The sequence below is a fragment of the Roseivivax sp. GX 12232 genome (assembly GCF_021272185.1).
Lineage (GTDB): Bacteria > Pseudomonadota > Alphaproteobacteria > Rhodobacterales > Rhodobacteraceae > Roseivivax.
The window spans coordinates 526,206-550,157 of record NZ_JAJSEC010000001.1 but is presented as its reverse complement, the minus strand read 5'-3'; the positions used below and the strand labels follow the sequence as shown (position 1 = coordinate 550,157).

Annotated in this window: 19 protein-coding genes and 4 tRNA genes; 18 read left to right on the top strand and 5 right to left on the bottom strand. The window is 68.9% G+C overall.

The genetic code is table 11. The features are described 5' to 3' along the window. The first annotated feature begins 58 nt into the window (after nt 1–58). The 11 genes from LR948_RS02480 (at nt 59) to LR948_RS02430 (ending at nt 11,708) form a co-directional block, all read left to right on the top strand. A complete protein-coding gene (locus LR948_RS02480; RefSeq protein ID WP_232752340.1) occupies nt 59–565 on the top strand; it encodes a lactoylglutathione lyase family protein in 507 nt (168 codons plus the stop codon). Nucleotides 566–692: 127 nt separating this feature from the next. Next, on the top strand, nt 693–1,814 hold the full coding sequence (locus LR948_RS02475) for an alkene reductase (protein WP_232752339.1): 1,122 nt from the start codon (nt 693–695) through the stop codon (nt 1,812–1,814). A 601-nt stretch (nt 1,815–2,415) separates the two neighbouring features. Then, a complete protein-coding gene (gene lon / locus LR948_RS02470; RefSeq protein ID WP_232752338.1) occupies nt 2,416–4,824 on the top strand; it encodes an endopeptidase La in 2,409 nt (802 codons plus the stop codon). A 153-nt stretch (nt 4,825–4,977) separates the two neighbouring features. After that, on the top strand, nt 4,978–5,601 hold the full coding sequence (locus tag LR948_RS02465) for an HU family DNA-binding protein (protein WP_232752337.1): 624 nt from the start codon (nt 4,978–4,980) through the stop codon (nt 5,599–5,601). A 19-nt stretch (nt 5,602–5,620) separates the two neighbouring features. Then, nucleotides 5,621–5,695, top strand: a tRNA-Val gene (locus LR948_RS02460). A gap of 423 nt (nt 5,696–6,118) precedes the next feature. Further along, a tRNA-Val gene (locus tag LR948_RS02455) sits at nt 6,119–6,194 on the top strand. A gap of 780 nt (nt 6,195–6,974) precedes the next feature. Beyond that, nucleotides 6,975–7,757 carry a SurA N-terminal domain-containing protein gene (locus LR948_RS02450; protein WP_232752336.1) on the top strand — a complete coding sequence of 261 codons (783 nt, stop codon included), beginning with the start codon at nt 6,975–6,977 and terminating at the stop codon, nt 7,755–7,757. A gap of 177 nt (nt 7,758–7,934) precedes the next feature. Then, on the top strand, nt 7,935–8,978 hold the full coding sequence (locus LR948_RS02445; protein ID WP_232752335.1) for a TRAP transporter substrate-binding protein: 1,044 nt from the start codon (nt 7,935–7,937) through the stop codon (nt 8,976–8,978). 55 nt (nt 8,979–9,033) lie between these two features. After that, complete coding sequence (locus LR948_RS02440; protein ID WP_232752334.1) at nt 9,034–9,606, top strand: TRAP transporter small permease; 573 nt, start codon at nt 9,034–9,036, stop codon at nt 9,604–9,606. A gap of 4 nt (nt 9,607–9,610) precedes the next feature. After that, complete coding sequence (locus tag LR948_RS02435) at nt 9,611–10,927, top strand: TRAP transporter large permease (protein WP_232752333.1); 1,317 nt, start codon at nt 9,611–9,613, stop codon at nt 10,925–10,927. Between the two features lie 22 nt (nt 10,928–10,949). After that, nucleotides 10,950–11,708, top strand: a complete 759-nt coding sequence (locus LR948_RS02430) for an SDR family NAD(P)-dependent oxidoreductase (RefSeq protein ID WP_232752332.1) — start codon at nt 10,950–10,952, stop codon at nt 11,706–11,708. A gap of 66 nt (nt 11,709–11,774) precedes the next feature. Here the strand turns inward: LR948_RS02430 and LR948_RS02425 are convergent, their stop codons facing one another. The 4 genes from LR948_RS02425 to LR948_RS18980 form a co-directional block, all read right to left on the bottom strand. Next, nucleotides 11,775–12,836, bottom strand: coding sequence for a lipocalin-like domain-containing protein (locus tag LR948_RS02425; RefSeq protein ID WP_232752331.1), 1,062 nt, complete (start codon nt 12,834–12,836; stop codon nt 11,775–11,777). After that, nucleotides 12,826–15,228, bottom strand: a complete 2,403-nt coding sequence (locus tag LR948_RS02420) for an ABC transporter permease (RefSeq protein WP_232752330.1) — start codon at nt 15,226–15,228, stop codon at nt 12,826–12,828. Before LR948_RS02420 ends, LR948_RS02425 begins: the two co-directional genes overlap by 11 nt. Continuing rightward, nucleotides 15,225–15,878 (bottom strand): ABC transporter ATP-binding protein, encoded by a 654-nt coding sequence (locus LR948_RS02415; RefSeq protein WP_232752329.1) that lies wholly within the window; start codon nt 15,876–15,878, stop codon nt 15,225–15,227. The genes LR948_RS02420 and LR948_RS02415 overlap by 4 nt, the downstream gene beginning before the upstream one ends. Before the next feature lie 62 nt (nt 15,879–15,940). Next, nucleotides 15,941–16,876 (bottom strand): LytTR family DNA-binding domain-containing protein, encoded by a 936-nt coding sequence (locus LR948_RS18980; RefSeq protein ID WP_232752328.1) that lies wholly within the window; start codon nt 16,874–16,876, stop codon nt 15,941–15,943. Between the two features lie 217 nt (nt 16,877–17,093). Between LR948_RS18980 and LR948_RS02405 the strand changes: the two genes are divergently transcribed. The 3 genes from LR948_RS02405 (at nt 17,094) to LR948_RS02395 (ending at nt 18,337) form a co-directional block, all read left to right on the top strand. Beyond that, nucleotides 17,094–18,032: a pirin family protein gene (locus tag LR948_RS02405; RefSeq protein ID WP_232752327.1), complete on the top strand. Its 939-nt coding sequence runs from the start codon at nt 17,094–17,096 to the stop codon at nt 18,030–18,032. A 116-nt stretch (nt 18,033–18,148) separates the two neighbouring features. Next, nucleotides 18,149–18,225 (top strand) — tRNA-Asp (locus tag LR948_RS02400). Nucleotides 18,226–18,260: 35 nt separating this feature from the next. Next, nucleotides 18,261–18,337, top strand: a tRNA-Asp gene (locus LR948_RS02395). Nucleotides 18,338–18,728: 391 nt separating this feature from the next. Here LR948_RS02395 and LR948_RS02390 read toward each other — a convergent pair. Further along, nucleotides 18,729–19,298: a DUF882 domain-containing protein gene (locus tag LR948_RS02390; protein ID WP_232752326.1), complete on the bottom strand. Its 570-nt coding sequence runs from the start codon at nt 19,296–19,298 to the stop codon at nt 18,729–18,731. Nucleotides 19,299–19,632: 334 nt separating this feature from the next. On the opposite strand from LR948_RS02390, the gene LR948_RS02385 reads away from it, so the two are divergent. Genes LR948_RS02385 through LR948_RS02370 form a run of 4 tightly spaced genes read left to right on the top strand, consistent with a single transcriptional unit; the run spans nt 19,633 to nt 23,873 of the window. Beyond that, the gene (locus LR948_RS02385; protein ID WP_232752325.1) at nt 19,633–21,246 is read left to right on the top strand and encodes a murein L,D-transpeptidase; all 1,614 of its coding nucleotides are present in this window, start codon (nt 19,633–19,635) and stop codon (nt 21,244–21,246) included. 30 nt (nt 21,247–21,276) lie between these two features. Beyond that, nucleotides 21,277–22,371 carry a UDP-3-O-(3-hydroxymyristoyl)glucosamine N-acyltransferase gene (locus LR948_RS02380; RefSeq protein ID WP_232752324.1) on the top strand — a complete coding sequence of 365 codons (1,095 nt, stop codon included), beginning with the start codon at nt 21,277–21,279 and terminating at the stop codon, nt 22,369–22,371. Between the two features lie 36 nt (nt 22,372–22,407). Then, nucleotides 22,408–22,668 carry an acyl carrier protein gene (locus LR948_RS02375; RefSeq protein WP_232752323.1) on the top strand — a complete coding sequence of 87 codons (261 nt, stop codon included), beginning with the start codon at nt 22,408–22,410 and terminating at the stop codon, nt 22,666–22,668. Next, nucleotides 22,665–23,873, top strand: coding sequence for a beta-ketoacyl-[acyl-carrier-protein] synthase family protein (locus tag LR948_RS02370; RefSeq protein ID WP_232752322.1), 1,209 nt, complete (start codon nt 22,665–22,667; stop codon nt 23,871–23,873). The genes LR948_RS02375 and LR948_RS02370 overlap by 4 nt, the downstream gene beginning before the upstream one ends. Nucleotides 23,874–23,952 lie beyond the last annotated feature (79 nt).

Here is a 23,952-nt window from a genome sequence, read left to right as displayed (position 1 = left end):
GCCAACCCATCTTCCGGCGTGAACCGGGCAGAAGCCACAAACCACAGGAGACTGCAAGATGACGACCCCCCCCACCGCCCCGCGCGCCTTTTCGCACATCGGCCTCTCGGTGCCGGACCTCGACGCCGCGGTGAAGTTCTACACCGAGGTGCTGGGCTTCTACACCATCATGGGCGCCACCGAGGTCACCGAGGACGACAGCGAGATCGGCCGCATGTGCACCGATGTCTTCGGCCCGGGCTGGCAGAACCTGCGCATCGCGCATCTCGCCACCGCCGACCGCGTCGGCATCGAGCTCTTCGAGATGGCCGGCAACCGCGCGCCCGAGGACAACCTCGATTACCGCACCCATGGCACCTTCCACTTCGCGATCCAGGATCCCGACCTCGAAGGGCTGCTCGAGCGCATCGTCGCCGCCGGCGGCAAGCAGCGCATGCCCGTGCGGGAATATTTCCCCGGCGAGAAGCCCTACCGCATGGTCTATGTCGAGGACCCCTTCGGCATCGTCTTCGAGCTTTACAGCCACAGCTACGAGCTGACCTACAGCCCCGGGGCCTATACCTGAGATTTCAAGGGGCAGGGGGCCTGCGTCTCGGCTCACGGGGCTGTGCGGAGATGCAGGCATCCTTTTCGCACCTGCGGCGTTACCTCTCGAACGCGACAGACGCAGCACAGATTTCAAGGAGCTTTCCATGGCAGAACATGCGCTCTTCACGCCGCTCAAGGCCGGCGCCATCGACCTCAAGAACCGCCTGGTCATGGCGCCGCTCACGCGCAACCGCGCGATGAACGCCGACGACGCGCCGATGGACATGCATGTCACCTACTACAGCCAGCGCGCCGCCGATGCGGGCTTGCTGATCACCGAGGCGACGCAGATTTCGCCCGAGGGCAAGGGCTACGCCTGGACCCCGGGCATCTACTCCGAGGCCCAGGTCGCGGCCTGGAAGAAGGTCACCGACGCGGTGCATGACGCCGGCGGCAGGATCGTGATGCAGCTTTGGCACGTCGGCCGGATCTCGCATACCTCGCTGCAGGAGGACGGCAAGCAGCCGGTTGCGCCTTCGGCGATCCGCGCCAATGCGCCGACCTTCGACGGCCAGGAGATGGTCGATGTCTCCGAGCCCCGCGCGCTCGGGACCGAGGAGCTTCCGCGTATCGTCGAGGACTACCGCCGCGCCGCCGAGAACGCCAAGGCCGCGGGCTTCGACGGGGTCGAGGTGCATGCCGCCAACGGCTACCTGATCGACCAGTTCCTGAAGGACGGCGCCAACCGGCGCAGCGACGCCTATGGCGGCAGCCTGGAGAACCGCGCGCGGCTGCTCTTCGAGGTGCTGGAGGTGGTCGAGGGCGTCTGGGGCGCCGACCGCGTGGGCCTCAGGCTCTCGCCCTTCTCCGGCGCCAACGACGCGACCGACAGCGACCCCAAGGCCTTGGCCGACTACCTGGTCGACCGCCTGGCGCCGCGCGGGCTGGCCTATCTGCACATGATCGAAGGCCAGACCGGCGGTCCGCGCGACTGGCCCGAAGAGGTCGACATGACCGCGCTGAAAGAGCGCTTCGGCGGCGTCTGGATGGGCAACAACGGCTATGACCGCGACCTCGCCCTGAGCCGCGTGGCCGAGGGCAAGGCCGACCTCGTGGCCTTCGGCGTGCCCTATATCGCCAACCCCGACCTCGCGAAGCGCTTCCGCCTCGAGGCCGATCTGAACGAGGCCGACAAGGCCACCTTCTACGGCGGGGACGAGACCGGCTACACCGACTATCCCTTCCTCGAGGAGATGGCCGCGCAGCGCCACCACGCCGCGGAGTGAGCCGGGGCGACTGACGTTCGACACGCCTTGAGGGCCGCGTCTTGGCGGCCCTCGGGGTGAAGCTTGAAGCCCGGGGCCCTTCGCGGGGCCTCGGGCTTTCTCTGGCCCGAGCGGCCCGGCCCGGCCGCTCAGTCTACGCCCGCGCGCGAGGCCCGCAGAGCGCCGCCGCGCCAAGACCGCCACGCGCCGGAGCGGGCAGGCCGCCACGGCCATGCGCCCCGCGATGCTCGGTCGCTTTTTCCTCAAATCGCGAAGTTATCCGCGCGCGGCTCTCGATTGCGCGGCGGGGCCGCTCTACATCTCGCCAAGGCCGCGGACCCGCGGCGGGGGGGCGACGACGGCCCCCGTGGCGGGCCGCCAAGGCGAGGGACGCCAGAGGGGGCGCAAGGCCAAGCCCTCAACATATTGATGCCGCATTTGCGGCGCCTACCGCTTTTTGTGTGGATAATTGCACGGATCGCGGCGTCAGGCACAGAATCCCGCTGGTCAGTCACGCTTGAAAAGCGTTAGCCTCGACCACACGTCCCTTGTCCAGGACAGGAGACGGTCAGTGCTGCCGACAATCGGGGCCCCGCCGTCTTGCCGAGCAGAAGGAAGCCAAATGGAACATTCCCTCAACACATCCTATCCGGTGCTGCCGCTGCGTGACATCGTGGTGTTTCCGCATATGATCGTGCCGCTCTTCGTGGGGCGCGAGAAATCGGTCCGCGCGCTGGAAGAGGTGATGGCCGACGACAAGCAGATCCTGCTTGCCAGCCAGATCGATCCCGCCGAGGACGATCCCACCAGCGACCGGATCTACCGCGCCGGCGTGCTGGCCAATGTGTTGCAACTCCTGAAGCTGCCCGACGGCACCGTGAAGGTGCTGGTCGAGGGCCAGGCCCGGGTGCGCATCGACAAGTTCACCGACAACGAGACCTTCTTCGAGGCCTCCGCCGAGTATCTCGACGAGACGACCGGCGACGAGACCACGATCGAGGCGCTGGTGAACACCGTCGCCGACGAGTTCGAGCGCTACGCCAAGGTCAAGAAGAACATCCCCGAAGAGGCGCTCTCGGCCGTCTCCGAGACCACCGATGCCGCCAAGCTCGCGGACCTCGTGGCCGGGCACCTGGGCATCGACGTGGCGCAGAAGCAGGAGCTTCTGGAGACCCTCTCGATCTCCGAGCGGCTCGAGAAGGTCTACGGCCACATGCAGGGGGAAATGTCCGTCCTGCAGGTCGAGAAGAAGATCAAGACCCGCGTCAAGAGCCAGATGGAGCGCACCCAGCGCGAGTACTACCTGAATGAGCAGATGAAGGCCATTCAGAAGGAGCTGGGCGACGGCGAGGACGGCCAGAACGAGGTCGCCGAGCTGGAGAAGCGCGTCTCCGAGACCAAGCTCTCCAAGGAGGCCCGCGAAAAGGCCGACGCGGAGATCAAGAAGCTCAAGAACATGTCGCCCATGTCCGCCGAGGCGACCGTGGTGCGCAACTACCTCGACTGGATGCTGTCGATCCCCTGGGGCACCAAGTCCCGGGTCAAGAAGGACCTGGGCCGCGCCCAGAAGATCCTCGATGACGATCACTACAGCCTCGAGAAGGTGAAGGAGCGCATCGTCGAATACCTCGCGGTGCAACAGCGCTCGAAGAAGCTGAAGGGGCCGATCATGTGCCTCGTCGGCCCGCCGGGCGTGGGCAAGACCTCTCTGGGCAAATCGGTCGCCAAGGCCACGGGGCGCGAGTTCATCCGCATCTCGCTGGGTGGCGTGCGCGACGAGTCCGAGATCCGCGGTCACCGCCGCACCTACATCGGCTCGATGCCCGGCAAGATCATCCAGGCGCTGAAGAAGGCCAAGACCACCAACCCGCTGATCCTGCTCGATGAAATCGACAAGATGGGCCAGGACTTCCGCGGCGATCCGGCCAGCGCCATGCTCGAGGTGCTCGACCCCGAGCAGAACGCGACCTTCGTCGACCATTACCTCGAGGTGGAATACGACCTCTCGAACGTGATGTTCCTGACCACGGCGAACTCCTACAACATGCCGGGGCCGCTGCTCGACCGGATGGAGATCATCCCGCTCTCGGGCTACACCGAGGACGAGAAGGCCGAGATCGCCAAGCGCCACCTGATCAGCAAGCAGGTGAAGAACCACGGCCTGAAGAAGGGCGAGTTCGAGGTCACCGACGGCGCGCTGACCGATGTCATCCGCTACTACACCCGCGAGGCGGGCGTGCGGAACCTCGAGCGCGAACTGGCCAAGCTGGCGCGCAAGGCGGTCACCAAGATCGTCAAGAAGGAGTCCGACAAGGTCACCGTGGAATCCGACAACCTGTCGGACTACCTCGGCGTCCGCCGGCACCGCTATGGCCTGGCCGAACAGGAGAACCAGATCGGCGTGGTGACCGGGCTGGCCTATACCTCGGTCGGCGGCGACCTTCTGCAGATCGAAGCGCTGCGCCTGCCGGGCAAGGGCCGGATGAAGACCACCGGCAAGCTCGGTGACGTGATGAAGGAGTCGATCGACGCGGCCTCTTCCTACGTGCGGTCGATCTCGCCCCGGATCGGGGTGAAGCCGCCGCGCTTCGAGAAGTGGGACATCCACGTCCACGTGCCCGAGGGCGCCACGCCCAAGGACGGCCCCTCGGCGGGTCTGGCCATGGTGACCTCGATCGTCTCGGTGCTGACCGGCATCCCGGTCCGCAAGGACATCGCGATGACCGGCGAGGTGACGCTGCGCGGCAACGCGCTGGCGATCGGCGGTCTGAAGGAGAAGCTCCTCGCCGCGCTCCGGGGCGGGATCACCACGGTCTTCATCCCGAAGGAGAACGAGAAGGACCTCTCCGAGCTGCCCGACAACGTGAAGGACGGGCTCGAGATCATCCCGGTCGATCACGTCTCCGAGGTGCTCGAGAAGGCGCTGATCTCCAAGCCCGAGCCGGTCGAATGGGACGAGGAGGCCGAGGAGGCCGCCGCCCACGAGGCCCTGAAGAAGTCCGAGGCCGAGACCGGCGCGGTCGCGCACTGAGGGCTTTGCGGGGCTTCGGGCCCTGACAGATGCAAGGCGCCGCGGGGGACCCCTCGCGGCGCTTTTTCTTTTGGGGGGCCGGGCGGGGCTCTGTTAGGCTGCCGCCCCAGAACAGGGGCGTGGAAGGCCCCGGGGACGACAGAGGGACGCGAGATGAGCGAGCAGAGATCAGGAGATGAGACGTGGCCGGCGGAGGGCGCCGGTGCGGACGGGGCCGGTGCGGGCGCGGACGGCGGCGATGCAAGCGCGCGTGCGGGCGGCGAAGCTGCGGGGGCCGCGATGGCGCCTGCACCGGGGCACGCGGTCGAGGCGGCACGCGGTGACGGTGCGGAGAGCGCGCCCGCCGGTGATGCCGATCCGGCCAAGTCCGGGCTGGACGGCACCCCAGTCGCGTCGGACGGTGCCACGTCGGACGCCGCCGCCGCCAGCCCGGACGACCCCGAAGCCGAGCTTGATCTTGCCGTGGCGGCCACGCTCGACCCCTCGGTCCTGCCGCCCGCCCAGCAGCCCGGGCTGAAGAAGCGCGAGCTGGTCGACAAAATCGTCCGCCGGACCGGGGTGAAGAAGAAAGAGGTCAAGCCGGTGATCGAGGCGGCGCTCGAGATTCTCGGCGGCGCGCTCTCCGAGGGCCGCGAGCTGAACCTCAAGCCCTTCGGCAAGATGAAGGTCCAGCGCGTGAAGGAGGTTCCCAACGGCCAGGTGCTGGTGACCAAGGTGCGCCAGCCCGAGGAAGTGCAGAAAGGCGGAAAAGACCCCCTTGCACAGCCCGCCGAGTGAGTCTAATTCACGCCGCACCGGGTGATTAGCTCAGTGGTAGAGCGCTTCGTTCACATCGAAGATGTCAGAAGTTCGAATCTTCTATCACCCACCAGGATTTCAGAAGGCGCGCTCCGGCAGGGAGCGCGCCTTTGTCGTTTCCGGGGCGGTGATGGGGGAGGTTAGGTGGTTTTCTGGACGTTGGTGGCTGGTGTGCGGGGTTGTTTATCGGGGTGACCCGGTTGGGTGCGGGTGGCGTCGAGAGGTCCGAGAGGTTCTGATCGCTTGTGCGGCCCGCGCAGGTTTCTAAGGTAAGCCGAACCGGTCCCCGACTGGAGCTGAACAGAGGACCTAGACGCAGCGAGCGCTTATCGGAGGCACTGTTGGGGCATCCGGATACTCTTTGTCTCAGCGCGTAAGACCTCACTCCAGTAGGGCGCTCTGCTGACCTACCACCCAACTCAACCACCACACCACGCAGCTCCCGGAAGAGGCTTGATCGCCCGCCGCGCCGGCTCTACAAGGCAGGCCGCATCGGGGGCGGTTAGCTCAGCTGGTAGAGCGCTTCGTTTACACCGAAGATGTCGGGGGTTCGAATCCCTCACCGCCCACCATGGTTTCCAGTGAATTGGTCTGACGCAGGGCATGGCGCTTGTCGCGGCTTGCTCGTGCGGCTGGTTTTCCGCTGGCAAGGCGGGGGCTTTTCCCCATGCGGGATCGGACGCCCGCGCCAAAACCCCAGCAACCAATCCGCTCACCGGCCGACCTTCGCCGGAACGTCCCAACCACGCGGACCACCCCTTTGCCGCCCTCGCAACAGAGGGCGCGCGCCGGACCGGGGGCCGGCGCTGCTGGCCTCTGAGCTGTGCGCTTTATCCCGGCAAGGTCAGGACTAGGGGATAGCTAAGCACGCCATCCCAAGGAGCGCCGGCCCAAGGGGCCGGTCCGGCGCGCGCCCGGCATCTTCGATGCTATTCGGGCGCAAGAAGGGCGCGGGGTTTGAGGGAGCGCGTTGTTCGAGGGGGAGGGGAGGTGCCGTAGAAGGGCTTTGATCTATGGCGTTTGTCCGAGGTTCGGGCATTAGGCTGGTGCAGGCGTTTGTTGCCCCGATTGTTTTCGATACATGCGTTTGGCCTTGCACGTGCTGGTGGCCTCTGAGCGGGGCGGCACGCCGCGCGCCTTGGCGCCGTGGAGGCGAGCCGCCTTGTTCAGTTGCCCGGGCCTCAAAAATGCGCCTCTGCCCCTGTGACGCCCAGCACCTAGGCTTCAGTGACGACCGCCCCCCCGTCAGCACCATCCCGCCACCCCGCCTCCACATTGCCCCGATGTAATGGAACGTCGCCCGCCCGCCTCTGTTGGGTGTCAGATCGCACCCACATGAAAGAGGAGGGAACATGCGTATCGACACAGGTCTCATCGCTCCGGTCACCGCGCTGGCGCTGGTCTTGTCCAGCGGCGCTTATGCCGCCAGCCATTCGACCGGGGATGACACCAAGGCCGGCGCCGAGGCCGGGATGCAGGCGGAAGGCTCCGCTGATGTCGCGACCGGCTCCGGCGCGGGCGCGGGAGCCGACACCGAGGCCGAGGCCAACGCCAACGCGCAAGCCCAGGCCGGCACCAGCGCCCAGGCCGGCACCAGCGCCCAGGACAGCGCCGGCGACCCCGAGCGCCTCGTGGTCATGGTCGGCGAGACCGAGATCACCGAGGGCGACGTCATGGCGATGATCGCCGCGCTGCCCCAGCAGGTCCGCCAGATGCCGCAGGAGCAGATCGTGCCCATCGCGGTCGAGCAGCTGATCCTGCGCGAACTGCTGGTCACCGCCGCCCAGGACGCCGAGATCACCACCGAGGACAGCGACGTCCAGGCGATGATCGAGGAAAACGGCGACATGGCCGAGAACGACGCCCTCGCGCGGGTCTACCTCGACCGCGAGCTCAGCGGCGCGGTCACCGACGAGGCGGTGCAATCCACCTACGAGGAAATCAAGGCCAACGCCGAGTCCGAGGTGCCGCCGCTCGAGGAGGTTCGCCCGCAGATTGAAAAGCAGGTCCGCCAGGAAGCCTTCGGGGACCTCCAGGCCGAGCTGCAGGAAGACACCCGCATCGTCTTCTACGGCCCCGACGGCAAGCCGCGCTCCGCGAGCACCTCGGAAGGGGCGCAAAGCTCCGGCAGCTAACCGCCTGAGCAGACGTCAGAAACGCAGTTGTGACCGGCGGGTGATCCGCCGGTCGCCTTATTTTTGGGCAGGAAAAATATATTTGCGGTGCCAAGGGGGGCGGCATAACACTGCCCAGACAGATCAAGGGCCCCGCGGCACAAGACGGGGCTGGAGATGGTCAAGGGAGGAGACCAGATGCCTATCATTCGCAGAACCTGTCTTTCGCTCATGGGCGCCGCGGCGCTCGGCACCGCGCTCACCGCGGCGGGCCCGGTCGCGGCGCAGGAGGTGACGCTGCGCCTGCACCAGTTCCTGCCCGCGCAGGCCAATGTGCCGAAGAACGTGCTCGACGTCTGGGCCGACAACGTCGAGGAAGCCTCCGAGGGCCGGATCGAGGTCCAGCGCTTCCCCTCGATGCAACTCGGCGGCACCCCGCCCGAGCTGATCGACCAGGCCATCGACGGCGTGGCGGATGTGATCTGGACCGTGGCGGGCTACACCCCCGGCCGCTTCCCGCGCGCCGAGGTCTTCGAGCTGCCCTTCACCATGACCGACGCGGAAGCCGTCTCGCGGGCCTATTGGCAGCTCGCCGAGGAAACCATGATGGACCAGGACTTCGCGGACTTCAAAGTCCTCGGTCTCTGGGTGCATGGCCCCGGCGTGATCCATTCCTCCGAACCGGTGGAAAGCCTCGAGGACCTGAACGGGCTGAAGCTGCGGGCGCCGACGCGCCTGACCACCAAGCTCTTCTCGGACCTCGGCGCCACCACCGTGGGCATGCCGGTTCCGGCGATCCCCGAGGCGCTCTCCAAGGGCGTGGTCGACGGCGCGGTGATCCCCTGGGAGGTGACCGGCGCGCTCAAGGTCAACGAGCTGGTGTCGAACCACACCACCTTCGGCGACGAGACGCTCTATACCACCACCTTCATCTTCGCGATGAACCAGGACCGCTACGACGCGCTGCCCGATGACCTCAAGGCGGTGATCGACGACAACTCGGGCCTGGAGTTCTCGGGCTTCGCCGGCAAGCAGATGCAGTCCGACGACGCCGGCCCCCGCCAGGCGGCCATGGAGCGCGGCAACAACATCATCGAGCTCACGCCCGAGCAGATCGCGCCCTGGAAAGAGGCCGCCCAGCAGGTGACCGAGGACTGGGTCGCCGAGATGGACGAGGCCGGCATGGACGGCTCGGCGCTGGTGCAGCGCGCCGCTGAGCTGATCGAGGAGAACAGCCAGTAAGCGACGACCTGTCGGGGGCGGGCGACCGCCCCCGCAGCTTTTGGGGGAAAGCAGCATGGGCATTCTGATCGCGCGCCTGGCGCGCGCGACGGCGATCCTCGGCGGGCTGGTCCTGACGGCCCTGGTGATCCTCGCCTGTCTCAGCATTCTCGGCCGCGGGTTGAACACGCTCGGCCATTCGGGGCTTCTGCCCGCGGGTCTCGGCGAGGCGCTGATCGCGCTTGGCGTCGGGCCGATCGACGGCGATTTCGAGCTGGTCGAGGCGGGCGTGGCCTTCGCCATCTTCGCCTTCCTGCCGATCTGCCAGCTCTCGGGCGCGCATGCCAATGTCGATGTCTTCGTCTCGGCGCTGCCGCGCCCGGCGGTGCGGGCCATCGTGACCTTCTGGGAGGTGGTGCTCTCGGCGGTGATCCTGCTGATCACCTGGCGGCTCGGCGTCGGCATGGAGGGCAAGATCTCCAACGGCCAGACCACCTTCATCCTGCAATTCCCGATCTGGTGGTCCTATGCGGCAAGCTTCGCGGCGGCCTGCGTGGCCTCGCTGGTGGCGATCTACTGCGCGGCCCGGCGCGTCCGGGGCCTTCTGCGCGGCGAGGACGACGATCTGACCGAACAAGGGGGCGTCTGAGCCCATGGACATGCTGACCCTCGGCTTTCTGTCGTTTCCCGTTCTGCTGCTCCTGATCTTCCTGCGCGCGCCGATCGGGCTGGCGATGTTCCTCTGCGGCATCGGCGGGCTCTACTTCGCGCTCGGCAGCTCGGGCATGTTCATGTCGCGGCTGAAGACCGAGACCTACACGACCTTCTCGAGCTACTCGCTCTCGATCATCCCGATGTTCCTCCTGATGGGGCAGTTCGCGACGCTCTCGGGCATGTCCTCGGCGCTTTTTAAGGCGGCGGAAAGCTGGCTCGGGCACCGCAAGGGCGGGGTGGCCATGGCCGCCGTCGGGGCCTGCGCAGGCTTCGGGGCGATCTGCGGCTCCTCGCTCGCCACGGCGGCCACCATGAGCCGCGTGGCCCTGCCGGAGCTCAGACGCTACGGCTATTCGGGCGGCTTTTCCACGGCGACGCTGGCCGCCGGCGGCACCCTCGGCATCCTGATCCCGCCCTCGGTGATCCTGGTGATCTACGCGATCCTGACCGAGCAGAACATCGCCAAGCTCTTCCTCGCGGCCTTCATCCCGGGGCTCCTGGCGGCGGCAGGCTACATGCTGACGATCTCGATCTACGTGCGGCTCAACCCCGACGCGGCGGGCACCCGCCCGGCGGTGCCCATGTCCGAGCGGCTGCGCGCGCTGATCGACGTCTGGCCGGTGCTCCTGGTCTTCGCGCTGGTCGTGGGCGGCATCTACCTGGGCTGGTTCACCCCGACCGAGGGCGCCGCGGTCGGCGCCGCGGGCACCGGGCTCATCGCGCTGGTCTCGGGCAACCTCGGCTGGCGGGTCTTCAAGGAAAGCATCCTCGAGACCGCGCGGTCGACCGCGATGATCTTCTTCATCATCCTGGGTGCCGCGATCTACAACGGTTTCCTGGCGCTGACCCAGGTGCCGCAGGAGCTGTCCAACTGGGTGGTCGGCCAGGGCTTCAGCCCCTGGACCGTGCTGGTGATGATCCTGGTCTTCTACCTGCTCTTCGGCTGCCTGATGGACAGCCTCTCGATGATCCTGCTGACCATTCCGATCTTCTTTCCCACCGTCAGCGCGCTCGATTTCGGCATGAGCCAGGAGCATATGGCGATCTGGTTCGGCATCCTGGTGCTGATCGTCGTCGAGGTCGGGCTGATCACGCCGCCGGTGGGCATGAACCTCTTCATCATCAACGGCATGGACCGCGAGACGCCGATGACCGCGACCTATCGCGCGGTGCTCTGGTTCGTCGGCTCCGACCTCGTGCGGGTGGCGATCCTGGTGCTCTTCCCGGCGATCACGCTGTTCCTCTTGCCGGATTGACCCTCGAGCTAGGAGACCCCCCATGTTGATCGAAAACCGCACCGTGATCGTGACCGGCGGCGGCAGCGGCCTCGGAGAGGCCACCGCCCGCCATTTCGCCAAGGCAGGCGCCCGGGTGGCGATCTTCGACTTCGACGCCGCGCGCGGGGAGGCCGTCGCCGAGGAGATCGGCGGCCGGGCCTTCCAGGTGGATGTCGCCGACGCGGGCGCGGTCGAAAGCGCCGTGGCCCAGGTGGTCGAGACGCTCGGCGCGCCGCGCGTCGCGGTGAACTGCGCCGGCATCGCCGGGGCGGCGCGGGTCGTGGGCCGCGAGGGCAAGCTCGCGATCGACCTCTTCGAGCGGACCATCAAGGTCAATCTCTTCGGCACCTACAACGTGATGAGCCATGCCGCCCGCGCCATGTCCGAGCTCGAACCCGAGGGCGAGGAACGCGGGGTCATCGTCAACACCGCCTCCATCGCCTTCGAGGACGGCCAGCTCGGCCAGACCGCCTATGCGGCCTCCAAGGGGGCGATCGCCTCGCTCTGCCTGCCGGCGGCGCGGGATCTCGCCAAGCTCGGCATCCGGGTCGCGGCCATCGCGCCGGGGCTCTTCAACACGCCGATGATGCAGGGCCTGCCCGAGGAGACGACGGCGGCGATCACCGCCAATATTCCCTTCCCGGCGCGGTTGGGCGATCCCGGCGAATACGCGCATCTGGCCGAGCACATCGTGCGCAACGCCTATATCAACGGCACGACGATCCGGCTCGACGGTTCGGTGCGGCTGCCGCCGCGCTGAGGCGGAGGGTAGGGCGCCGGTTTTGGTAGGGGGCGCGATGCGGGGCGGTTCCCGAGCTGCCGCGCGCTACTCCGCCCCGTAGCCCGTCATCTCCAGGTAGCCCTCGCCCGCGTGGCTGCCCGAGACCGTCACCGGCCCTTCCCAATAGGGAAACAGCGTGCCCATCCAGGCCTGCTCGTTGAGCGGCTCGGTCGTCACCTCCAGACCCCGCGCGGGCAGCTCCAGCCGCCAGCGCACCGGCACCTCGCGGCCCGCGACCTCGGCCGTCTCGAGCGGGGTCAGCCGCAGCGCCCCGTCGCCGTAGTGCGTGGGCCGGCCGTCCGGCGCGATCCAGGTGGCCGAGGTGAAATGCCCGCCGTCCCTCTCGCGCAAGCCGAAGCCCATGAGCTTCGCCCCATCCGCAAAATGCAGCGAGAACCAGTCCCAGCCGGTCTGGTTCTCCGACAGCGGCTGCGAGGACCACTCCCGGTCGAGCCAGGCCCGCCCGGTGACCGCCACCTCGCCTCCGGGCAGGGAGAGCGCGCCTTCGACCCGGTAGAAGGGCTGCGAGTAGTAGTAACTCGCCTGGCCCGCGGGGGATTTGACCGAATAGCCCTCTTGTCCCTGCAGGACCAAGGGGCCCTCTGCCCGAAGCGCCAGGTCATAGGCGAAATCGTCGCCCCGGGCGGTGAGCCGCGCGGCGGAGAACGGGTCGGCGCCCTCGGGCGCGATCGAGGCGAAGGCCCAGTCGTCGATATAGGCGGCGAAGGGGCGCTCGACGCCCGCCTGTCCGGTGCCGCCGCGCCCGAGCCGTTCGTCGACGCGATGCGCCTCGGCTGAGGTCAGCGCGGCATGGCCCATCCAGAGCTGTTCTGCCTCCCAGCCCGGCGCGGTGCCGGGGCTTCGGGCCGAGCGGAAGAGCGTCCATTGAACCCCGTAGCGGGTGCCGTCGGGGGCTTCGAGGTTGGCGGTCAGATACCACCATTCGATGCGGTAGTCGGGGTGGGGGAAGTGGTCCTCGGGGAAGCGCAGCGCCGCCTCGGGGTCGGGCACGGCGAAGTCCCGCGCCTCGGTGCCGAGGCCCGCGAAGCCCTGGGCCGAGGCCGGCCCGGCCAGCATCAGCGCGGCGAGACATGCCTTAACGTTCATTGGCAAAGACCCTCAGCAGGCGGTTCGGGGGCAGGCGGGTAAGGCGGATCACCGGCCAGAGACAGGCCAGCGCCGCGGCCCCGAGCGCAGCAAGGCCGAGCCAGAGCCAGTCGGCGGGGAAAAGCCGCATCGGCAGGCGCCAGCCGAAGGCCTCGACGTTGACGATGGCCAGGAGCACCCAGGCCAGCGCCAGCCCGACGGGGACAGCCAGCACCCAGGTCAGCGCCGCCAAGAGCAGCGTGCGCGCCACCTCCAGCGCGCCGAGGCGCTGCGGCCGGACCCCCAGCGCCCAGATCGGCGCGAGCTGCGGCAGCCGCAGGGTGGAGAGCGTCAGAAGGCTCGTCAGGATCGCGAAGCCCGCGACGCCCAGCGTCAGCGCGTTGAGCGCGCCGGTGACCAGGAAGGTCTGCTCGAAGACCCGGAGCGAGAGCGCCTTGACCTCGGCCTGGTTCACCAGGTTGCCCGCGGGCAGGCCGAAGCGGTCGCGGATCTCGCGGGCGAGCGCCGGCGCCTCCTCGGGCGGCAGCCGCAGGGCGAAGCGCAGGCGCGGGCGGCCCGGGAAAGCCGCGTCGAGCGTCCGGGCCCCGACCATGAGCTGGCCCGCCGGATTGCCGTAGTCGGAATAGACCCCGGCGACGGGCAGGCTCAGGCCCTTCGTCACCCGGATCGGATCGCCCAGCGCCAGCCCCTCGCGCCGCCAGAGCTGCTCGTTGATCAACAGGCCCTCGCCCGCGGCGAGCCGGTCCCAGACCCCCGGCGCGGCGCTCAGAAGCGGCCAGTTCTCGCGGTAGGTCGCGTGATCGGCGACGCCGAAGACCTGCGTGGGCTGTCCCTTGATCTGCGTCTCCACCGACCAGATCGGCAGGATCGCGTCGCTCTGCGGGGCGGCGAAAGCGCGGATCTCGCGGGCCTCCTCGGGGGTGCGGGCGGTCAGGTAAAGCTCGGCCGCGAGCCGCTGGTCGAGCCAGCCGGTGAAGGTGGTGCGGAAGCTGCCGACCATGGTGCCGACGCCGATATTGGCCGAGAGCGCGAGCAGCAGCGCCATGAGCGCCAGCGACAGCGCGGGCACCTGCTGGCGCGCATCGGCGAGCAGCCATTCCGTGACCGGCCCGCGCGCCAGCGGGCGGAGCGCCCTGAGCGCCGCGATGAGAAGCGGCGGCAGCGCCAGCGCCGCGCCGATCAGAAGTGCCGCGAGGCAGGCGAAGGCCAGGACCAGCCCCTGGCCGAAAAGCGCGAGCCCGGCGCTCGTCAGCAGCAAAAGACCCGCGAGCGCGCCCTGCGCCTTCAGCGTCCGGGCCGAGGCCATGGCCCAGGCGCGGGGCTGGGCGGGCGCCAGAAGCGGCATGCGCGCCACCCGCCAGAGCGCCTGCGCCCCGGCGAGCCCCGCGCCCGCCAGCGCGATGGCCAGGGCCGAGACCGCCCAGAGCGGATCGAAGGTGAGCTGCCCCGAGACATCCGCGCCGTAGAGCCCGCGCAGCGTGCCCGCCACGCCCGGCAGCAGCGCCGCCGCGATGACATAGCCCAAGGCGATGCCCGCGGTGCCCGCCACCAGCGCGAGGCCGGTCAGCTCGCCCGCCAGAAGCCAGATCAGCCGGGCCAGCGGCATCCCCAGCGCGCGCAGCGTGCGGAAGGTCTGGCGGCGCTGCTCGAAGGCCAGCCCGATGGCGCTTTGCACGATGAAAAGCCCCACCGCGAAGGACAGAAGCCCGAAGGCGGTCAGGTTCAGGTGGAAGCTCTCGGTCAGCCGGGTGAGGTCGCCGCCGGACTGGCCCTCGACATAGGCGAACTCGGTGGCCTCGCGCAGGGGCGGCAGGCCGAAGGGCTGCTCGGGCGCCAGGACCAGCGCGGTCAGCGTCTCGACGCCCAGGAGCCGCTGCGCGGTGACGACATCGGTCACCGCCTCGCCCTGGGCGATATTGGCGCTGGAGCGCAGGGGCGGCAGCCCCTCGGCCCCCGAGAGCGCGCGGGCGGTCTCGGGGGCGACCAGCAAAAGACCTGCCTCCGACAGGAGCCCGTCGAGCGCCTCCTCGTCGCCCGCGATGGCCAGCGTGCCAAGCCCGGGCGGGGCGGTCAGCGGGTCGATGCCCCGGATCGACAGCCGCCGCCCGCCGACTTCGAGCCGCCCTTCGACCAGCGGGGTGACGCGGTAGCCCGCGCGGCGCAGCTCGGTGAACTCCGCCATGCCGAGGCCGCGGTCCGAGACCAGCCGGTCGAGCGCGCCTTGCCCCAGCGTCTCGGCGGCGCGGTCGTAGCTCGCCCGCGCCTCGGCGTTGATCGCCTGCACCCCGGACCAGAGCGCGGTGGCCAGCGCCAGGCCCAAGAGGAGGGCGGCCAGTTGCAGCGGGTGGCGCCGCCAATGGGCAAATAGCGCGGAGAGCCCCGCGCGGGTCACGCCAGCCGCCCCTGTTCGAGGGTGAGCTGCCGGTCCATGCGAGCGGCATGACGCGCCGAATGGGTGACCATGAGGAAGGCCGCGCCGGTTTCCCGCGCCAGCTCCAGCAGCAGGTCGAGCACCCGTTCGGCGGTCTCCTCGTCGAGGTTGCCGGTGGGCTCGTCGGCCAGGAGCAGCGCCGGGCGGTTGGCGATGGCCCGGCCGATGGCGACGCGCTGCTGCTGCCCGCCCGAGAGCTCCTCGGGGTAGCGGTCGAGATGTTCGGAGAGCCCCAGCCGTTCGGCCAGGTCGGCCTGCCAGGCGGCGTCGGCGCGCCCCGCGAGCCGGGCCTGGAAGGCCAGGTTCTGCCGCACGTCGAGCGAGGGAATGAGGTTCAGGCTCTGGAAGACCACGCCGATCCGCCGGCGGCGCAGCTCCGCGCGGGCGGCCTCGCCCAGACCGTCGATGCGCTGGTCGGCCAGGGTGATCTCTCCCCGGTCGGCGGCATCGAGACAGCCGAGGATATGCAGGAGCGTCGACTTCCCCGAGCCGCTTTCGCCGGTCAGCGCCACCGCCTCGCCCCGGGCGACCTCGAGCGAGACGCCGCGCAGGACCGAGACCTGCGCGCCGCCGCTGGCGTAGCTCTTGTGGATGTCTCGCGCGCTCAGCATGGCACCTCGTCCTCGCATCTTCCCCGGAGCTAGCGGCGGCGCGGGCCGAGGCAAAGCGGCGGTCAGCCGCGGCTGCGGGCGATCTTCTTGTAGCGCGCCAGCCAGGTCTCGACCTCGGGCAGGCGGGTGCGCGCCACCGGCACCTCCTTGTCGTTGGTCAGCCGCACCACATGGCGCTTGCCGTCATGGATCAGCGCGCCCGCCGCGCGGTGCGGCACCCAGAAGGAGCGATGCGGCTGGAAGCCGTCCTCGGGCCGGGTCTGGGCGACCACATCGGCCAGCCGCGCGCGCTGGGTCAGGACCCGGTCCTCGAGCGTGACCTGGACGTGGTGCTGCCGGGCCTCGATCAGGAGCACCCGTTCGATCGGCACCCGGGTGGAGCCGACGACCAGCGCGCGGCCCTCGGGGTCTTCGGTCAGGGCCGCCGGGGCAGGGGGCGCGGCTTCGGGCTCCGGCGCGGCGAGCGCGGGCGTGGAGGCGCGCCGCGCCGGGGCCCGCGGCGCCTCAAGCGGCGGCAGCCCGCCGCGCCGGGCGATGGCGGGATAGGCAAAGAGGAAGAAGACGCTGTCGAAGAAGCCCACCAGCATCAGGATGCCGACCATCCGGCGCAGCGAGATCAGGCTGGCCTCGGGCCCGCCCGCGGTCCGCGCCAGCACCTCGAGCGCCAGCACCATGAGCGTCGCGGTCACGAGCCCCGCCGCCACCGTCGGCACCCGCGGGCGCAGCCGCTCGGGCAGCATGGCCAGCACCGCGGGCAGCGCGCAGAAGATCAGCACGTAGCCCAGCGTCACCCCGAAATAGAGCGGCGGCAGCACCGGCGCGGGAAAGACCGTGCCGAGCGCGGCCGGATCGGTCGCCAGCAGCGTGGCGTAACACAACAGCAGGTAAAGCAGCCCGTAGGGCCGCAGCAAAACCCGGGCCAGCCGGCCCGATGACAGCTCGAAGGGCCGCCCGGCGAGGTCGAGAAAGACCAGCCGCTGGATCAGAAATCGTCTCACGATATACGGTCGCGCATGTGAAGGGGGATGCGGTCTAAACTGGAAAAACGGGACCGCCCGGGCGGGCGGTCTCGGAGGGGCAAAATCTGCGCGACGCGGGGGCCGTAAATCTGGCTGCGCAGGCACGCACAGGACTACTCCCGAAATGCGTGTTCATGCAAGTGCCCGCACACTCTATGATTCTTGGCGTGACCCGGATGCCCCAAGGAGAGACCACATGAGCTGGAACCCCGCGCTTGATCCGCATTGCCCGACCGGAGACGAGGTCGACGCCATCGAGACCGTGATCGTCCCGCGCGCCCGCGACCTGGGCGGTTTCGAGGTCCGCCGCGCGCTGCCCGCGCCGCGCCGGCAGATGGTCGGGCCCTTCATCTTCTTCGACCAGATGGGGCCGGCCGAGCTGCTGCCGAACCGGGGGCTCGACGTGCGGCCGCATCCGCACATCGGGCTGGCGACGATCTCCTATCTCTTCGACGGGCGGATGCATCACCGCGACAGCCTGGGCACCGACGCCTGGATCGAGCCGGGCGCGGTGAACTGGATGGTCGCGGGCCATGGCATCACCCATTCCGAGCGCACCGACGACGCGACCCAGCGCCAGGCCATGCCGTTCTTCGGCATCCAGACCTGGGTGGCGCTGCCCAAGGACCACGAGGACCGCGCGCCGGACTTCCAGCATGCCGCCGCCTCGGCGCTGCCGCTCCTGACCGGCGAGGGCAAGGAGGTGCGGCTGATCCTCGGGCGCGCCTGGGGCGAGGAGGCCCCGGTCGAGACCGCCTCGGAGATGTTCTACGCCGACGCGCAGCTCGCGCCCGGCGCGGCGATTCCCCTGCCGGACGACCACGAGGACCGCGGCGTCTACGTGGTCTCGGGCGCCATCGAGATCGCGGGCCAGCGCTTCGAGGCCGGGCAGATGATGGTCTTCCGCCCCGGCGACCGGCTGTCGCTGCGCGCGGGCGAGCAAGGCGCCCGGGTGATGCTCCTCGGCGGCGCGACGCTCGAGGGGCCGCGCTACATCTGGTGGAACTTCGTGGCCTCCTCGAAAGAGCGGATCGAGGCCGCGAAAGAGGCCTGGCGGGCCGAGGATTGGGCCCATGGCCGCTTCCAGCTGCCGCCCGGCGATGACGGCGAGTTCATCCCCCTGCCGCCGCGCTAGCGGGCTTCCGCGGGGTCGCGAAAAAAGCCCGCAATCCGGGCACGGAAACCGCTTGACGGGGGAAGGACACCCGCCTAGAACGCGCGGCACGCCCGGGGGCACCGGGCGGACAGCGAGCGGTTGTAGCTCAGATGGTTAGAGTACCGGCCTGTCACGCCGGGGGTCGCGGGTTCGAGCCCCGTCAACCGCGCCACGCTGTTCCGATCCGAAGGTGCCCCTAGACGCTACGCGGTTGTAGCTCAGATGGTTAGAGTACCGGCCTGTCACGCCGGGGGTCGCGGGTTCGAGCCCCGTCAACCGCGCCACTTCTTCTTGAGAGATGAGTGAGACGTCGCGCCCGACTGGGGCCGCGGCGTGGTTTTGCGTTTGAAGTGAGGTGGTTAGGGCATGGTGGTGGTCGGGCGAGTGAGGCCGGGCGGCCCAAGTGCTCAGCCTGTGGTCCGCCGTGCAGGGCAGCGTGGCCCGGACGATCCGCCAATGGTCCGCCTTTCGGGGGCAGGGTGGCTTCGGTGCTTCCCCCGTGTGGCGGTGCGTGCAGCCGGGGGGCAGGGCCGCTCCCGTCGTGCCGCCCACCTCTGAGCCAGCGCATTCCACGTCCAAGCGAACCGCGCCCGCCCCCCTCTCCGCCAAAAAGAAAAGGCGCCCGAAGGCGCCGTTCTCTTCACGTCCAGACAGGTCGCTTCTCGCGCGGTGGCCTCAGCTGCCCCAGCTCCGCACCGGGCCGCAGTCCATGTGCACGAAGTTCGAGCCCGAGTAGCGCCCGACGCCGCCCGCCCGGCAGGCCATGGCGGCCTTGGCGACCTGGTGCACCGAGCGCGAGGCCAGCCGCAGGTCGGCCGCTTCGCCACGCAGGTGCCGCGAGTTCTTCGCCACCCCCGAGGAGCGCGCGCGCAGCATCGAGTTGGTCTCGGGGCTGCGGTAGCCCGAGATCAGCATGTAGGGCTCGTTTGCGTCCAGAAGGTTGTGCGAGGCGGCCATGATGTCGATCGTGCGCAGATCGATGTTCTTGACCTTGTTGTTCCGCCAGTCGCGCATGAAATGCGTGATCTCCTGCACCGCGTCGGCGATGTAATCCCCGTCGACCCAGTAGATCATGTCGATGCGTTCCCCGGTGCGCCCGGAATACATCTTGATGCGACGGATGTCGCCACCACCCCGAAGGAACCCAGCCGCATTCGCGAAGGTTGGAGCTGCGGTGACTGCTGTCGCAGCGAAGGCCTGCAAGAGGCCACGGCGGGTGAACCCGCCCGTCCGTAGGTCTGTCATAGAAAACCTGTCCCGTTTTCTGTCCTGTATCGCGCACCTCGTTGGGCGCGCCTGCCATCTTCCCCCAGATGTCTTAATGGTTATTGCACAATCGGGTTTTTCTCGGAAGGCCGACGGGCCGGATTGTTCCGAGATACAATGGGTTTCGGCGAAATATTGCTCAAAACGCCGGGATGTTGCCCGAATGCCGCGTGGCAAGGCGGCCTTGTGACCCTGCGGCAAAAGGTGCAAAAAAGATTTTCCGCATGAGGGAAATGTGAATGGACAGATGCGTTGGTTCACAGATCAACTGTCCTCAACCCCTTCTGTCCGCCCGTTGTTTCGAGACCTTTCCATGATGTTTCCCCGTGCCTTCCGCTTTCGCATGGCTGCCGCCGCGGCCCTTGTTTCCCTGGGCCTGACGGCGCTGCCCGCGCCGGCGCTGGCACAGGTGACCGCCTTCAAGCAGGCGGTGGCCGAAACCGTGGCGGAGCACGACGGGCTCAACGATTTCTACCGCGCGCGGCTGTTCGAGCCGGTCTGGACCGGCGGCGAGGCCCTGCATCGCGACCGCCGCGCCATGCTGATCGACGCCATGCGCCGGGTCGAGGCCCATGGCATCCCCGCCGCGCGCCACGACGCCGACCGGCTTTACCGGATGCTGCGCGCCGCCGACACGCCGCGCGCTCGGGGCGAGGCCGAGGTCGAGATGTCGCTCGCCTACCTGCGGCTGGCGCGCGACCTGCAGACCGGCATCCTCGACCCGCGCGAGGTGGTGCGCGCGATCAAGCGCGACCCCGAGGCCCGCAGCCCCGAGGACCTGCTGGCGCGGCTCGGCAGCGAGGAGCCGCGCGCGCTCTTCCGGTCGTTGGCGCCGCAGAGCCCCGAATACGTGCGCCTCATGGCGACCCGCGTGGCGCTCGAGGATCAGCGCGCCCGGGGCGGCTGGGGCCCGGCGGTGCGCGCCTCCAAGCTTTCGCCCGGCGACAGCGGCGAGGCGGTGGTGGCGCTGCGCAACCGGCTCGTGTCCATGGGCTACCTTGGCCATACCTCGACCGCCTTCTACGACCGCGCCATGGAACGCGCGGTGCGCGACTTCCAGGAGGACCACGGCCAGGAGATCGACGGGGTGGCGGGCGACGCCACGCTCTCGGCCCTGAACGTCGGCATCGACGAGCGGCTGAAGTCCGTCATCGTCGCAATGGAGCGCGAGCGCTGGATGAACCGCCCCGGCGGGCTCGGCGAACGCCACATCAAGGTGAACCTGACCGAGTTCAAGGCGCGCATCTACGACGACGACAAGGTGACCTTCGAGACCCGCGCCGTGGTCGGCTCGCGCGAGAGCGACCGCCAGACGCCCGAGTTCTCGGATGTCATGGAGTTCATGGAGATCAACCCGAGCTGGTATGTCCCGCGCTCGATCGTGGTGAACGAATACCTGCCGATGCTGCGCCGCAATCCCTATTCGGTCTCGCATCTCGAGATCACCGACAGCCGGGGGCGACAGGTCAACCGCGGGCGCGGCTTCTCGCAATACAGCGCCTCGAGCTTCCCCTTCTCCATGCGCCAGCCGCCGGGGCCGAAGAACGCGCTGGGCTCGGTGAAGTTCATGTTCCCGAACCGCTACAACATCTACCTGCACGACACGCCGGCGCAGAGCCTCTTTTCGCGGACCGTGCGGACCTTCTCGCATGGCTGCGTGCGGCTGAACGACCCGCATGACTTCGCTTATGCGCTGCTCGCCAAACAGGAAGCCGACCCGGTGGGCTTCTTCCAGAACCACCTCGGCAAGCGCAGCACCGTGCGGGTGAACCTCGAGACCAAGGTGCCGGTGCATCTGATCTACCGGACCGCCTTCACCACCGCCAAGGGCCGGACCCAGTACCGCGACGACATCTACGGGCGCGACGCGCAGATCTGGCGCGCGCTCGAGGCCTCGGGGGTTTCGCTGGGCGGTCTTCAAAGCTAAACCACCCGGGCAGGCAGGCCCGGAGGTGACATGACCAGCCATCGTCTCGACGCGATCGCCAAGGCCCTCGGCCTCGAGGCCGTGGGCCGGACCGACATTGCCCTGTCCGGCGTCGCCGAGCCGCAGGACTGCCCCGCCGACTGGCTGGCGCTGGCGATGAAGCCCGACTACGCCGAGGGGCTGGCGCAGGGCCAGGCGCGGGCGGCGATCCTCTGGGACGGGGCGGACTGGCAGGGCTACGGGCTCGAGGGTGCGATCCTCGCCCCCCGGCCGCGATTCGCGCTTTCGGGGCTGTCGGCCATGATGGATCCCGGCGCGGGCTATGCCCCCGGCATCTCCGAGATGACCTCGATCGACCCCAGCGCCGAGATCGGCGCGGATGTCAGCATCGGCGCCTTCGCGGTGATCGGCGCGGGCGCGAAGATCGGCGCGGGCACGGTGATCGGCCCGCAGGCCTTCGTCGGCGCCGAGACGGTGATCGGCGAGGGCGGTCTGATCCACGCCGGCGCCCGGATTGGCGCGCGCTGCACGCTGCGCGACCGGGTGATCCTGCAGCCCGGCGCGGTGATCGGCGGGGACGGCTTTTCCTTCGTGACCCCCGAGGCCTCGGGCGCCGAGAAGGCCCGCGAGAGCCTCGGCGGCGAGGCCGCGGCCGAGGGCCAGCCCTGGGCGCGCATCCATTCGCTGGGCGGCGTGACGCTGGGCGACGACGTCGAGGTCGGCGCCAATACCACCATCGACCGCGGCACCGTGCGCGACACCCGGATCGGCCGGGGCACCAAGATCGACAGCCTCGTGCAGGTCGGCCACAACGTGGTGGTGGGCGAGCATTCGCTGCTTTGCGGGCTGGTCGGCATCGGCGGCTCGACCGAGATCGGCTCCTTCGTGGTGCTGGGCGGCAAGACCGGGGTCAGCGACAACCTGCGGATCGGTGACAACGTGATCTGCGGCGGCGCGACGGTGGTCCTGTCCTCGATCCCCAAGGGGCGGGTGGTGCTGGGCTACCCGGCGGTGAAGATGGATCAGCAGATCGAGATCTTCAAAGCCATGCGCCGGCTGCCACGGCTCGCGCGCGAGGTCGCGGCCCTGCGCAAGGCGGTTTCAAAACCCGCCGCCAGCGAGTAGAGCGCAAGACAACAATCGCTTCGGGAAAGATCTGGGATGGATATCAGGACCAAGGTGATCGAGATCCTCGCCGAACAGGCGGTGCTGGAGCCCTCGGACGTGCGCGAGGAGATGACCCTCGAGGAGCTGGGCATCGACAGCATGGGGCTGGTGGAATCGATCTTCGCCATCGAGGAAGCCTTCGACATCTCCGTGCCCTTCAACGCCAACGACCCCCAGGAAAGCGACTTTGACATCACCTCGGTGGCCAGGATCGCCGATGGGGTCGAGCGGCTCGTGGCCGACCAGAAGGCGTGAGACGGGTCGTCATCACCGGGGCCGGCACGATCAACGCGCTGGGCCTGTCGGTGCCCGCCACGCTCGAGGCCATGCGCGAGGGCCGCTGCGGCATCGGCCCCCTGGAGATGCGCGATGTCGACCGGCTGGCGGTGAAGATCGGCGGCCAGGTCAAGGGCTTCGACCCCGAGGCGGTCTTCAACCGCCAGCAGATCGCGCTGTATGACCGCTACACCCAGTTCACCCTGATGGCCGCCGAGGAGGCGATCCGCCAGTCGGGCCTCGAGTTCGACGGCGAGCTGGCGGCGAAATCGGGCGTGGTGCTCGGCACCTCGGGCGGCGGGCTGACGACACAGGACGAGAACTACCGCGCGGTCTACGAGGAGGGGAAGAACCGGGTCCATCCCTTCGTGGTGCCGAAGCTGATGAACAACGCCGCCTGTTCGCATGTCTCGATGCAATACAACATCAAGGGCCCGAGCTTCACCGTGGCCTCGGCCTGTTCCTCGTCGAACCACGCCATGGGCCAGGCCTTCTGGTTCGTGCGCTCTGGCATGGCGCCGGTCATGGTCACCGGCGGCTCGGAATCCATGCTGTGCTTCGGCGGCATCAAGGCCTGGGAAGGGCTGAGGGTGATGTCGAAGGACGGCTGCCGGCCCTTCTCGGCGACCCGCAACGGCATGGTGCAGGGCGAGGGCGCGGGCATCTTTGTCTTCGAGGACTACGAGCACGCCAAGGCCCGCGGCGCCGAGATCCTCGCCGAGGTGGCGGGCTTTGCCATGTCCTCGGATGCCGCCGACATCGTGATGCCTTCGAAGCAGGGCGCGGCACGGGCGATCTCGGGCGCGCTGAGCGACGCGGGGATCGCGAAGGACAAGATCGGCTATATCAACGCCCATGGCACCGGGACCGCGGCCAACGACAAGACCGAATGCGCCGCGGTGGCCGATGTCTTCGGCACCCATGCGGACGATCTGATGATCTCCTCCACGAAGTCGATGCACGGCCATTGCATCGGCGCCACCGGCGCGGTGGAGCTTCTGGCCTGCATCATGGCGCTGAAGGACGGGGTGATCGCGCCGACCATCGGCTACGAGGAGCCCGACCCAGAATGCGCCCTCGACTGCGTCCCGAACGAGGCCCGCGAGGCCCGGATCGAGGCGGCGCTCTCCAACGCCTTCGCCTTCGGCGGGCTGAACGCGGTGCTGGCGCTGCGGAAGGTCTGAGGCGGGGGCGGCTTTTCCGCCTTCGATTAACCGACTGTTAGGTTCCGCCGCGGCCAAATGGCGGCAAATTTTGACTCGA

What these genes read in the sequence shown, in the direction of transcription:
- lon (WP_232752338.1), top strand. Translation starts at nt 2,416, where the DNA reads ATGGAACATTCCCTCAACACATCCTATCCGGTGCTGCCGCTGCGTGAC.
- LR948_RS02380 (WP_232752324.1), top strand. Translation starts at nt 21,277, where the DNA reads ATGACCAGCCATCGTCTCGACGCGATCGCCAAGGCCCTCGGCCTCGAG.
- LR948_RS02415 (WP_232752329.1), bottom strand. Translation starts at nt 15,878, where the DNA reads ATGCTGAGCGCGCGAGACATCCACAAGAGCTACGCCAGCGGCGGCGCG.
- LR948_RS02435 (WP_232752333.1), top strand. Translation starts at nt 9,611, where the DNA reads ATGGACATGCTGACCCTCGGCTTTCTGTCGTTTCCCGTTCTGCTGCTC.
- LR948_RS02405 (WP_232752327.1), top strand. Translation starts at nt 17,094, where the DNA reads ATGAGCTGGAACCCCGCGCTTGATCCGCATTGCCCGACCGGAGACGAG.
- LR948_RS02445 (WP_232752335.1), top strand. Translation starts at nt 7,935, where the DNA reads ATGCCTATCATTCGCAGAACCTGTCTTTCGCTCATGGGCGCCGCGGCG.
- LR948_RS02425 (WP_232752331.1), bottom strand. Translation starts at nt 12,836, where the DNA reads ATGAACGTTAAGGCATGTCTCGCCGCGCTGATGCTGGCCGGGCCGGCC.
- LR948_RS02440 (WP_232752334.1), top strand. Translation starts at nt 9,034, where the DNA reads ATGGGCATTCTGATCGCGCGCCTGGCGCGCGCGACGGCGATCCTCGGC.
- LR948_RS02465 (WP_232752337.1), top strand. Translation starts at nt 4,978, where the DNA reads ATGAGCGAGCAGAGATCAGGAGATGAGACGTGGCCGGCGGAGGGCGCC.
- LR948_RS02375 (WP_232752323.1), top strand. Translation starts at nt 22,408, where the DNA reads ATGGATATCAGGACCAAGGTGATCGAGATCCTCGCCGAACAGGCGGTG.
- LR948_RS02430 (WP_232752332.1), top strand. Translation starts at nt 10,950, where the DNA reads ATGTTGATCGAAAACCGCACCGTGATCGTGACCGGCGGCGGCAGCGGC.
- LR948_RS02450 (WP_232752336.1), top strand. Translation starts at nt 6,975, where the DNA reads ATGCGTATCGACACAGGTCTCATCGCTCCGGTCACCGCGCTGGCGCTG.
- LR948_RS02390 (WP_232752326.1), bottom strand. Translation starts at nt 19,298, where the DNA reads ATGACAGACCTACGGACGGGCGGGTTCACCCGCCGTGGCCTCTTGCAG.
- LR948_RS02475 (WP_232752339.1), top strand. Translation starts at nt 693, where the DNA reads ATGGCAGAACATGCGCTCTTCACGCCGCTCAAGGCCGGCGCCATCGAC.
- LR948_RS02480 (WP_232752340.1), top strand. Translation starts at nt 59, where the DNA reads ATGACGACCCCCCCCACCGCCCCGCGCGCCTTTTCGCACATCGGCCTC.
- LR948_RS02385 (WP_232752325.1), top strand. Translation starts at nt 19,633, where the DNA reads ATGATGTTTCCCCGTGCCTTCCGCTTTCGCATGGCTGCCGCCGCGGCC.